Origin of the sequence: Streptomyces sp. NPDC091377 (assembly GCF_044757045.1) — a bacterium.
Classification (GTDB): Bacteria; Actinomycetota; Actinomycetes; order Streptomycetales; family Streptomycetaceae; genus Streptomyces.
In genome coordinates, this window is sequence record NZ_JBIVUE010000018.1 from 34527 (window position 1) to 46433 (window position 11907).

Sequence of the window (11907 nt, forward strand, 5' to 3'; positions counted from 1 at the left end):
CGGTTCGGGACGGAACCCGGACAGGATGGCCGGATCCGATCGGATACGCCGCGCGTCCCTACCGGTATGGATCCGGTGGACCTGGAGAAGCGGGACGTTCACAGACCCGAGCCGCGGGGCGGTGAGGGCTGTCTGACGGTGGCGGTCCGGTTGCCCGTGCGGATCGTCGTGCTCGTGCTCGTCGTGCCCGTACGGATCGCGTGGGACGCGCTCGTCGTCGCCGGCCGCTTCGCGTACGGCACCGTCCTGCGGCCCGTCGGCCGCGCACTGTTCGTCTGGCCATGGCTCGCGCTGTGGCGGTACGTCCTCGTCCCCGCAGGCCGCGGCCTGGAGCGGCTCGGCACCGTCCTGGTCGTCGTCCCGGCGGTGTGGCTGTACCGGAACGCCCTCACCCCGATCGGCCACGGACTGGCCTGGGCGGGACGGGAGATCTGGGCGGGGCTGCGGTGGGTCGGGGGCTGGACCGCCGCCGGGCTCGGATGGCTGGGGCGATACCTGGTCGTCGTACCCGCCGTATGGCTCCACACCTGGATCCTCGCCCCCGTCGGACGCGCGATCGCCTGGTGCGCGCGGGGCGTTCGGCTCGTCCTGTACTGGACCGTGCGTGTGCTGTTCGTGCTGCCGGTGCTCGCCGTGTGGCGCTGGGTGCTCGCCCCCGTCGGACGGTTCCTGGCCGTCGTCGGACGGGAGACCGCCGACGCGCTGGGACACGCCTGGCGGGTGGCCGGACGGATCTCGCGGGCCGTGGGCCGGTTCCTCGGCGGGATCCTGCGGTGGATCTTCGTGGAACCGCTGCGCTGGGTGTACCGGGCGATGCTCACCCCGGTCGGGCACGCCGTACGGGACACCGTGCTGCGGCCCGTCGCCGACGCCGGGCGGGCCGTGGGCCGGGCCACCCGGCAGGCCCTCGCCACCGCCCGCGCGACCGTACGGCAGACCCGCGCCGACGTGCGCCGGGCCCTCTTCGGCGCGCCCCGACGGCGTGAGATCGCGGCCCGGCGGGAACCTCCGGGCCGCGACACACGTACTCTTGGTAGCAGTACGACCGCACTCACGAAGGAATGAAGGACACTGGGCAAGCGACAGCCCGTAGGCCCGCCGCCCGCACCCGCGGTGCAGCGCATCCGACTGCGCTACACCAAGCGCGGCCGCCTCCGGTTCACCAGCCACCGCGACTTCCAGCGTGCTTTCGAGCGCGCGTTGCGCCGCGCCGAGGTGCCGATGGCGTACTCGGCGGGGTTCACGCCGCACCCGAAGGTGTCGTACGCCAATGCCGCACCCACCGGCACGGGCAGTGAGGCGGAATATCTGGAGATCGCGCTGACGGCACCGCGCGACCCGGGGACGCTGCGCGAGCTTCTCGACGCGTCGCTGCCCCCCGGGCTGGACATCGTGGACGCCGTCGAAGCCCGTACGTCCGGACTGGCCGAACGGCTCACCGCCTCCGTGTGGGAGCTGCGGCTGGACGGCGTGGACCCCGCGGAGGCCGCCCGCGCGGTCGCCGCGTTCAACGCGGCGCAGAGCGTGGAAGTACAGCGCCGCACCAAGAACGGGATGCGCACGTTCGACGCCCGTCCCGCCGTGGCCGCCCTGACATGCGGCGACAGCGCTGAGACACAGAGTGCGCCCGCTGATAGGCCGAGCGGCCGGCCCTGTGCGATACTGCGGCTGGTTGTTCGGCACGTGACGCCTGCCGTTCGACCCGACGACGTCCTGTCCGGACTCCGCGCCGTGGCCGACCTGGCGCCGCCGGTCCCCGCAGCGGTGACCAGGCTGGCGCAGGGGCTGTTCGATGAAGAGACCGGCACGGTGACCGACCCGCTCGCGCCCGACCGCGAGGCAGACCCGGCCCCCACTTCGGCCGCACCGTCTGCCGCCGCGAAGGCGCCGGCGTAGGGAAGGTCCCGCGTAGGACGGACGCCGAAAGCGCCGCCCTCGTACTCGGGAGCCACCTGGGTCGGGCAGCGCACCCCACCACAAGACTTTCGCCAGGCCGTACGCGACAAGGTGTACGGAACCGGCGAGACAGGACACAGAGAGCTCCCGTGCGGCGCCCGCGCCCCGGACGGCGGTACACGCGCTTCGCGCGAGCCGCGGACGTCACCGGCCTTCCCGCCGGACCATGCGCGGCGCCCGGGAGCCTGACGGGAGAAACCCCCGCATGCTCGAACCGACCGATTCCGCAGAGTCCACCGAGTCCATCGACTCCACCGATTCCGCGCAGAACAGCCCCAGCGACACCCTGCCGCCGCGCCGTCGGCGCAGGGCCGCGTCCCGCCCGGCGGGACCGCCGGCCGCCGTCGCGCGAGCCGCCGACGGAGCCGACAGCGCTGACGCCGTCGACGCCGAGGAGGACGAGACCCTGGTGACCGCCGAGGCCGACGAGGCCGAGGTCACCGACGTGGCCGCCGAGGCGCCCGCCGCCGTGGAGGAGCCCGCGCCCGCCCCGCGCACCCGCCGCCGGGCCGTACGACGGGCCTCCGCGCCCGCCGGAGCACCGGTGGCCGGCGAGGCCGCTGAGCCCGCCGAGACCGTGGTGCCGGCCGCTGCCGCCGCCGAGCCGGTCGCCGAGGCCGCCGCCCCCGCCGAGGAGCCCGCCGCGCCACGGACCCGCCGTCGTGCCACGCGCCGCGCCACCGCGCCCGCAGAGGCTTCCGGCAGCACCGAGGCACCGGCCGCCGTGAAGGCCGCCGAGCCCGCCGCCGAAGCCGCCGAGGCCGCTTCGAGCCCGGCCGCCGCCGAGAGCGCCCCGGCCGCCGAGGACGCCGCGCCCCGCCGCACCCGCCGCCGTGCCACCCGACGCGTGGCGACGCCGGAGGCCGAGACCGCCGTAGCGGAGAAGCCCGGGAAGCCCGAGAAGGCCGGAAAGACAGAAGAGATCGAGAAGGCCGGGGCCGTCGTGGCGGCCGGGAAGGCGTCCGAGGCCGCTGCGGATGCCCCCGTCGCTGCCGCCGCGCCCGAGGCCCCGCAGGCCCCTGCGCCCGCCCCTGCCGCCTCCGCCGGCGCCGAGGACGAGGCCGGTGCGCCGCGTCGCGGGCGTCGGCGGGTGGCCCGTAAGGCCGCGACCGGGTTCGCCGCGCCCGCCGAGGCCCCGAAGTCCGCCCGCGAGGACGACGCCCCCCGGCGCCCGTCCCGCCCCGCCGTCGCCGTGTTCCAGGCGCCGGTGTTCGCCGAGCCGAGGTTCCAGACGCCCGAGCGGGCCGCCGCCGAGGCCGCCGCTGAGGCGGCGGAGGAACCGGCCGGACCCACCGGGCGGGTCGAAAAGGCCGAGCGGGTCGAAAGGGCCGTGCGGGTCGAGCGGGCCGAGCCCGTCGCGGCCGTCGCGGCCGAGGAGGTGGCGGAGGAGCAGAGCGGCGGACGCCGCCGTCGTCGCCGTCGCGCCCTGCTCGCCGAGGACACCGCGCCCGCGCGCACCGAGGCACCGGTCGCCGAGGAGACGTCCGGTGGCCCCGCCGAGGACTCCGAGGAGCCCCACGGGCACGAGGAGCCCGGGGACGACACCGAGGACACCGAGGACACGGACGGCGCGGACGGCACCGAGCACGCCGACGAGGAGTCCGAGGAGACCGGCTCGCGTCGCCGTCGCCGCCGTGGGGGCCGTCGCCGCCGCCGGGGTGACTCGGCCGACGGCGACTCCGCCGACGGCGAGGGCGACGAGGCCGCCGCGCAGGACGCCGAGGACACCGACGACGACGGCGCGGACGCCGACGCCGAGAACGACGCCGAGCGGGACGAGGACTCCGGTGGTTCGACCGCCGGCAGCCGTCGCCGTCGTCGTCGGCGGCGTCGGGCCGGTGACTCGGGCGGCGAGCCCGAGGCGTCGTCCGACGACCCGGAGCGCACGGTCGTCAAGGTGCGTGAGCCGCGCAAGCAGTCCGAGCCGTCCGACGAGGTGCAGTCCATCAAGGGCTCGACCCGTCTGGAGGCCAAGAAGCAGCGCCGCCGCGAGGGCCGTGAGCAGGGCCGCCGCCGGGTGCCGATCATCACCGAGGCCGAGTTCCTGGCCCGCCGCGAGGCCGTCGAGCGGGTGATGGTGGTCCGCCAGCACGGCGACCGCACCCAGATCGGCGTCCTTGAGGACGACGTGCTGGTCGAGCACTACGTCAACAAGGAGCAGTCGACGTCGTACGTCGGCAATGTCTACCTCGGCAAGGTGCAGAACGTGCTGCCGTCGATGGAGGCCGCCTTCATCGACATCGGCAAGGGCCGCAACGCCGTGCTCTACGCCGGAGAGGTCAACTTCGAGGCGCTCGGCATGGCCAACGGGCCGCGCCGGATCGAGTCCGCGCTGAAGTCCGGGCAGTCCGTGCTCGTCCAGGTCACCAAGGACCCGATCGGGCACAAGGGCGCCCGGCTGACCAGCCAGGTCTCGCTGCCCGGCCGCTACCTCGTGTATGTGCCCGAGGGCTCGATGACCGGCATCAGCCGCAAGCTGCCCGACACCGAGCGGGCCCGGCTGAAGACCATCCTGAAGAAGATCGTCCCCGAGGACGCGGGCGTCATCGTGCGCACCGCCGCGGAGGGGGCGAGCGAGGACGAGCTGCGCCGGGACGTCGAGCGGCTCCAGTCGCAGTGGTCCGACATCCAGAAGAAGGCCAAGAGCGGCAACGCCCCGACGCTGCTGTACGGCGAGCCGGACATGACCGTCCGCGTCGTGCGCGACATCTTCAACGAGGACTTCTCCAAGGTCATCGTCAGTGGTGACGAGGCGTGGCAGACCGTCCACGGCTATGTGGCGCACGTGGCGCCGGACCTCGCCGACCGGCTCCAGCGGTGGACCTCCGAGGTCGACGTCTTCGCCACGTACCGGATCGACGAGCAGCTCGCCAAGGCGCTGGACCGCAAGGTGTGGCTGCCGAGCGGTGGCTCGCTGGTGATCGACAAGACCGAGGCGATGGTCGTGGTCGATGTCAACACCGGCAAGTTCACCGGCCAGGGCGGCAACCTCGAAGAGACCGTGACCAGGAACAACCTGGAGGCGGCCGAGGAGATCGTGCGTCAGCTGCGGCTGCGCGACCTCGGCGGCATCGTCGTCATCGACTTCATCGACATGGTGCTGGAGTCCAACCGGGATCTGGTGCTGCGGCGGCTGCTGGAGTGCCTGGGCCGGGACCGTACGAAGCACCAGGTCGCCGAGGTGACCTCGCTGGGCCTGGTCCAGATGACCCGCAAGCGGGTCGGCCAGGGGCTGCTGGAGTCCTTCTCCGAGACCTGCGTCCACTGCAACGGCCGCGGTGTCATCGTCCACCTCGACCAGGCCACCTCGGCCGGCGGGGGCGGCGGCAAGCGCAAGAAGCGGGCGCGGGCCGGGGCGGACGTGCCCGAGCACACCCACGAGCCGGCCGTGTCCGCCGCCGCGGAGACCGCCGAGCAGGAGGCGGAGTCGGAGGCCGAGGTCGCCGCCGAGGCCGCGGCTCCCGTGGCCCTGGCGTCGCCCGTGTTCGAGCCGGACGAGGAGCTGTACAGCAGCGTCGCCGAGGCGGAGGCCGCGGCCTCCCGCGGTGGCCGTACCCGCCGTCGGGCCGGACGCCGGGCGTCCGCTCCGGCGGGTGCCCCGCAGAAGGCGGGCGCGCAGTCGACCGGCGAGGTCGTGGTGCCGACGGCCGCCAGGACCGCCGATGCGGCTGACGCGGCCAGGGCTGCCGAGCCGGCCAGGACCGCTGAGCCGACCGAGGCGGCCGAGACGGCCGAGACGGCTGAGTCCGACAGGCCCGCCAAGGGATCCAGGGGAGCCAGGGCGGCCAAGGCCGACAGGGCCGACAGGGCCGACAAGGCAGGCCGGTCGGACAGGGCAGGCAGGGCGGCCCAGGCGGCCCAGGCCACGTCGGAGTCCGGCGCCGCTGCCGCCCCCGTACGGGCCGAGTCCGCCGCCGAGGCGCACGCCGAGCCGGTCGCGGTCGAGGACCCCGTGGTCGAGGCCCCGCCCGTCGAGGAGGCCGCGCCCGTCGAAGAGGCCGCTCCCAAGGGCCGTACCCGCCGTCGCGCCACCCGCCGGGTGTCCGCGCCGGAGGGCGCCGAGGCGACGGTCGTCACGGTGAGCGAGTCGGCGAAGGCCGAGGCCGCCGCCGAGGCCGCCGGAGCCACCGAGACCGGTACCGGCACGGAAGCCGCCACCGAAGCCGCCGCGAGCACCGCGCCCGCAGCGACCGCCGAGGCCGCGACCGCCGAGGCCGCGCCCGCCCGTCCGCGCCGCCGTGCGGTGCGCAAGGCCACCGCGCCGACCGCGTCCGAGGAGACGGCCGTCGTGGTCGTCCCGTCGGGCACGGCGTCGGAGGCACCGGAGCCGGTCGCCGAGCAGCCCGAGGGCGAGGCGGCCCAGGCCACGTCGGAGTCCACGGCGCCGGCCAAGAAGGCGGCCCGTAAGACGGCGAAGAAGGTGACGGCGAAGAAGGCCGCCACCAAGTCGACGGCCACGACCGCCACCAAGTCGACGGCCGCGAAGAAGACCGCCGCCAAGAAGACCGCCGCGAAGAAGGCGACGGCCAAGAAGGCGGCCACCAAGAAGACGGCGGCGAAGAAGACGGCGGCTGCCGAGCAGACGCTGTCCTCGGTGTCGGCCTCCACGGAGGACTGACCGCCGCCGACGAGACGCGGGCCGACCGGCCCGTGAGGCAAGGCAGTTGACGGCCCGTCCGGTGCTCACCGGGCGGGCCGTTCCCTTCCCCAACCGGAATCCGTCGCTTCTCTTCGCCTTCTCCTCGCCTTCTCCGCGCATCTCCTCGCATCTCCTCGAATCCCGAATCCCCTCGAATCTCCTCGGAATCCGGTCCGCACGGTTCGTGAACGCCTGTGCACACCGTGATGACGTGAATACCCCGGGAATCCCTGGGGGAGGCGCGTGCATATGATGTGAGAGGAGACTGTCGGTTATTCAGCGAAAACGGGGACTTTGCTCCCCGTGGTTATTGGGGTTTCTCGTGGTTGCAGTGGTGTTGACGTGAAGGCGCTCGTGCTCTCCGGGGGAGCGGGCACCCGCCTCCGCCCGATCACCCACACCTCGGCCAAGCAACTGGTGCCGGTCGCCAACAAGCCGGTGCTGTTCTACGGCCTGGAGGCGATCGCCGACGCCGGGATCACCGAGGTGGGCATCGTCGTCGGTGACACCGCGGAGGAGATCCGCGAGGCGGTCGGCGACGGCTCCCGCTTCGGGATCAAGGTCACCTACATTCCGCAGGAAGCGCCGCTGGGCCTCGCCCACGCCGTGCTGATCGCGCAGGACTTCCTCGGCGACGACGATTTCGTGATGTACCTCGGCGACAACTTCATCGTCGGCGGTATCACCGCTCTGGTGGAGGAGTTCCGCCGCGAGCGCCCCGAGGCGCAGATCCTGCTGACCCAGGTCCCCGATCCCACCTCCTTCGGTGTCGCCGAACTCGACGCCGACGGACGGGTGGTGGGCCTGGAGGAGAAGCCGAAGCAGCCCAAGAGCGATCTCGCGCTGGTCGGCGTCTACCTCTTCACCCCCGCGATCCACGAGGCGGTGCGGTCCATCGAGCCGTCCTGGCGCGGGGAGTTGGAGATCACCCACGCCATCCAGTGGCTGATCGACGCGGACCGCGACGTCCGCTCCACCGCGATCTCCGGCTACTGGAAGGACACCGGCAACGTCACCGACATGCTGGAGGTCAACCGGTCCGTCCTGGAGAGCCTCCCGCCGCTCAACGAGGGCACGGTGGACGAGGCCAGCGAGCTGATCGGGCGGGTGCGGGTCGAGGCCGGCGCCCGGGTCAGCGGCAGCCGGATCGTCGGACCGGCGATCATCGGCGCCGGATCGGTGGTCAAGGACGCCTACATAGGCCCCTTCACCTCGGTCTCCGAGGACTGCCGGATCGAGGACAGCGAAATCGAATACTCTATCGTCCTGCGAGGCTCGTCCGTGACCGGTGTGCGCCGTGTGGAGGCTTCGCTGATCGGGCGCGATGTCGAGGTCACGCCCGCTCCCCGTCGTCCTTCGGCCCACCGGCTCGTACTCGGTGATCACAGCAAGGTGCAGATCTCTTCATGACGGCCTCTTCCACCGGCGTGACCCGGGCTCCCGCCCCAGCCCCCGCCGCCCGCCCGACCCGGATCCTGGTGACCGGCGGTGCCGGCTTCATCGGCTCGCACTACGTGCGTACGCTGCTCGGCCCCGAGGGCCCGGGCGACGTGGCCGTCACGGTGCTCGACAAGCTGACCTACGCGGGCAACCCGGCCAACCTGGACGAGGTGCGCGAGCACCCGTCGTTCGCCTTCGTGCAGGGCGACATCTGCGATCCCGACCTGGTCGGCACGCTGATGGCCGGACACGACGAGGTCGTGCACTTCGCCGCCGAGTCGCATGTGGACCGCTCCATCGACGGCGGCGCCGAGTTCGTCCGCACCAATGTGGTCGGCACCCACACCCTCATCGACGCCGCGCACCGGGCCGGCGTGCGGACCTTCGTGCACATCTCCACCGACGAGGTCTACGGCTCCATCGACGAGGGCTCCTGGCCGGAGACCCACCCGCTCCAGCCCAACTCGCCCTACTCCTCGGCGAAGGCGTCCAGCGACCTGATCGCGCTGTCGTACCACCGCACCCACGGCCTGGACGTACGGGTCACCCGCTGCTCCAACAACTACGGCCACCACCACTTCCCCGAGAAGGTCATCCCGCTCTTCGTGACCAACCTCCTCGACGGCAAGAAGGTCCCGCTCTACGGCGACGGCGGCAACGTCCGCGACTGGCTGCACATCGACGACCACGTCCAGGGCATCGAGCTGGTGCGCACCAAGGGCCGGGCCGGCGAGGTCTACAACATCGGCGGCGGCACCGAGCTGTCCAACCGGCAGCTCACCGAACTGCTGCTGGCGGCGTGCGGCGCCGACTGGGAGACCAGCGTCGAGTACGTCGAGGACCGCAAGGGCCACGACCGCCGCTACTCCGTCGACTGCGCCAAGATCCGCGACGAACTCGGCTACGAACCCCGCAAGAGCTTCGAGCAGGGCCTCGCCGAGACGGTCCGCTGGTATCGCGACAACCGCTCCTGGTGGGAGCCGCTGAAGGAGCGGGCCGCGCTGTGACCGACACTCGCCCCTGGCTGGTCACGGGAGCGGGCGGGATGCTCGCCCGGGACGTCCTGGCCCGGCTGGCCGTCGCGGGGATCCCCGCGGTCGCGGTCGCCCGCGCCGACCTCGACATCACCGCCCCGGAGGCGGTGCGCGCGGCGCTGGCCGCCCACCGCCCGGCCGTGGTCGTCAACTGCGCCGCCTGGACGGCGGTGGACGACGCCGAGTCCCGCGAGGCCGAGGCGCTGCGCGTCAACGGCGACGGCGCCCGCCATCTCGCCGAGGCGTGCGCGGCCGACGGGACCGTACTGCTCCAGGTCTCCACCGACTACGTCTTCCCGGGCGACGCGGACGCCCCGTACGCCGAGGACGCCCCCACCGGCCCGCGCGGCGCCTACGGGCGTACCAAGCTCGCCGGCGAGCGCGCGGTCCTCGCGGCGCTGCCCGAGACCGGGTACGTGGTGCGCACGGCGTGGCTGTACGGCGCCGGCGGCGGCAACTTCGTCCGGACGATGATCCGGCTGGAGGGCGTCAAGGACACCCTCGATGTGGTGGACGACCAGCGCGGCCAGCCCACCTGGACGGCCGACCTCGCCGACCGGCTGGTCCGCCTCGGCCTGGGCGCCCTCGCGGGCACCGCCCCGGCCGGCGTCTACCACGGCACCAGCTCCGGCGAGACCACCTGGTACGGCTTCACCCGGGCCATCTTCGAACTGCTCGGCGCCGACCCCGCCCGGGTCCGCCCGACCACCAGCGAGGCGTTCGTACGCCCCGCCCCCCGCCCCGCGTACAGCGTGCTGGGCCACGACCGCTGGGCCACGGCCGGCATCGAGCCGATCCGCGACTGGCACGCTGCCCTGACGGAGGCGTTCCCGGAGATCCACCGGGCCCAGACGAAGGAGGATCCGGCGTGACGGTCAAGGTCAGTGTCGTCATCGCGGTCTACAACCCCGGCAAGTATGTCGAGGACTGCATCGGGGCCCTGTTGCGACAGAGCCTCCCCCAGGACGAGTTCGAGGTCTTCTTCGTCAACGACGGCTCCACCGACGACACGCCCGCCCGGCTGGACCGGCTCGCGGCCGAGTACCCGCACATCCACGTCATCCACCAGGAGTCCTCCGGCTGGTCCGGCCGCCCCCGCAACACCGGGACCCGGGCCGCCCGGGGCGAGTACGTGATGTTCGCCGACCACGACGACTGGCTCGGCGACGAGGCCCTGGAGCGGATGTACGACTACGGCAAGGAGAACGACGCCGATGTGGTCGTGGGCAAGATGGCGGGCATCGGACGCCCCGTCCCGCAGGAGCTGTTCCGGATCAACCGGCCCCGGGCCACGGTCGAGACCGCGCCGCTGATCGACAGCCTCACCCCGCACAAGATGTTCCGCCGGGACTTCCTGAACGAGCACGGGATCGTGTTCAAGGAGGGCAAGCGGCGGCTGGAGGACCACGTCTTCGTCGTCGAGGCGTATCTGCGGGCCAAGAGCGTCGCCGTCCTCAGCGACTACCTCTGCTACTACCACATCGCCCGCGACGACGGCTCCAACGCCGGCTTCCAGCGCTTCGACCCGGTGGGTTACTTCAACAACCTGCGTGAGGCTCTCGACGTGGTCGAGGAACTCACCGAACCGGGCCCCGTGCGCGACCAGTTGTACAGCCGCTGGCTGCGTAACGAGATGGTCGAGCGGCTGCGCGGCAGACGGCTGCTCAAGCTGCCCGAGGAGTACGCGCAGGAGTTGTACCGGGAGATCCGCGGGGTGGTCACCGAGCGGTTCGGACCGGGGGTCTTCGCCCGGGTCGCCCCCACCCAGCGGGTGATCGCCGGACTGGTCGCCGCCGGTCTGTACGACGACATCAGGGCGCTGGCCGAGTGGGAGTCGGGGATCCGGCCCGCCGGCCGGCTCACCTCGCTGGCCTGGGAGGACGGCTCCCTCAAGGTCGGTTTCAGCGCCGAGTACCAGGTCGGCGGCGTCCCGATGACCTTCCGCCGGGACGACGGGCAGGACGGGCAGGACGGGCGCGACCTGCTCGACCTGCCGCTGTCCGACGCGGCCCGCGCGGCCCTCGAAGCCCAGGGCATCAGTCTTCGGGCGCCCGTCGCCAAGAGCGATGTCGACCTGGTGATCCGCTTCCGTGAGAACGCGACCCAGTTCTATCTGCCGCTGACCAGCGAACGGCACCGGATCGACACCGGCGACGACGGGGTGTTCCGCCAGGAGATCACCGCCCGGGCGGTGATCGACCCGGAGACCGCCGCCGGGGGAGTACCGCTCGGCAAGGGCATCTGGGATCTGCACCTGCGGATCAAGTCGTGCGGCTGGAACAAGGAGGTCCGGCTCGGCGCGGTACGCGACGGCGAGGTGGAGCGCACCCGGACCGCCGCGCTCACCGGTGAGCCGCGCCGTCTGGTCCTGCCGTACTGGACGGACGGGCCGGGCAACCTCTCCCTCGACGTCGACCACCAGACCAACAAGCTGGAGCGCGAGGCGGTGGCCTGGACGGACCCCGCCGCGGGCACGGTCGAGGGCTCCTCGGTCCGGCTGCCGCTGCCGCTGCATCTCGCCCCCGCCGGGGGCGAGCCGGTCCAACTGCGCTTCGAGCGCAGGAACGTCGGCACCTACCCGGCCCTCGCCGAGGCCGACGGCCGTACGGTGAGCGCTCCGCTGCCCCTGGAGCAGTTGGTCGGGCGCCGCTGGGCGGTGCGGATCGGCATGCCGTCCGCGGCCCGGGGCGAGCCCCGCTGGACCCGGCTGCCGGTGGACGTGCTGGTCGACGCCAAGGGCGCGGCCCGGGTGATCGACCGGAAGTCCGTCCCGCTGTGGCGCAAGCTCGCCCGACGGCTCAAGCGTGCCCTGACGAACCTGCAGAAGACGAACTGAGG

At 73.0% G+C, this 11907-nt stretch carries 7 protein-coding genes; all 7 read left to right on the plus strand.

The features are described 5' to 3' along the window. The first annotated feature begins 66 nt into the window (after positions 1-66). The 7 genes from ACIQNG_RS30780 (at position 67) to ACIQNG_RS30810 (ending at position 11905) form a co-directional block, all read left to right on the plus strand. A complete protein-coding gene (locus ACIQNG_RS30780) occupies positions 67-1065 on the plus strand; it encodes a hypothetical protein (protein ID WP_401489533.1) in 999 nt (332 codons plus the stop codon). Between the two features lie 48 nt (positions 1066-1113). Next, positions 1114-1896 (plus strand): TIGR03936 family radical SAM-associated protein, encoded by a 783-nt coding sequence (locus tag ACIQNG_RS30785; protein WP_401489535.1) that lies wholly within the window; start codon positions 1114-1116, stop codon positions 1894-1896. A 265-nt stretch (positions 1897-2161) separates the two neighbouring features. After that, a complete protein-coding gene (locus ACIQNG_RS30790; RefSeq protein ID WP_401489537.1) occupies positions 2162-6574 on the plus strand; it encodes a ribonuclease E/G in 4413 nt (1470 codons plus the stop codon). Positions 6575-6937: 363 nt separating this feature from the next. Beyond that, positions 6938-8005, plus strand: a complete 1068-nt coding sequence (locus tag ACIQNG_RS30795) for a glucose-1-phosphate thymidylyltransferase (RefSeq protein ID WP_401430496.1) — start codon at positions 6938-6940, stop codon at positions 8003-8005. Continuing rightward, a complete protein-coding gene (gene rfbB / locus ACIQNG_RS30800; RefSeq protein ID WP_401430494.1) occupies positions 8002-9042 on the plus strand; it encodes a dTDP-glucose 4,6-dehydratase in 1041 nt (346 codons plus the stop codon). Before ACIQNG_RS30795 ends, rfbB begins: the two co-directional genes overlap by 4 nt. After that, positions 9039-9941, plus strand: coding sequence for a dTDP-4-dehydrorhamnose reductase (gene rfbD, locus ACIQNG_RS30805; RefSeq protein WP_401489539.1), 903 nt, complete (start codon positions 9039-9041; stop codon positions 9939-9941). Before rfbB ends, rfbD begins: the two co-directional genes overlap by 4 nt. After that, positions 9938-11905 carry a glycosyltransferase family 2 protein gene (locus ACIQNG_RS30810; protein WP_401489541.1) on the plus strand — a complete coding sequence of 656 codons (1968 nt, stop codon included), beginning with the start codon at positions 9938-9940 and terminating at the stop codon, positions 11903-11905. The genes rfbD and ACIQNG_RS30810 overlap by 4 nt, the downstream gene beginning before the upstream one ends. Positions 11906-11907 lie beyond the last annotated feature (2 nt).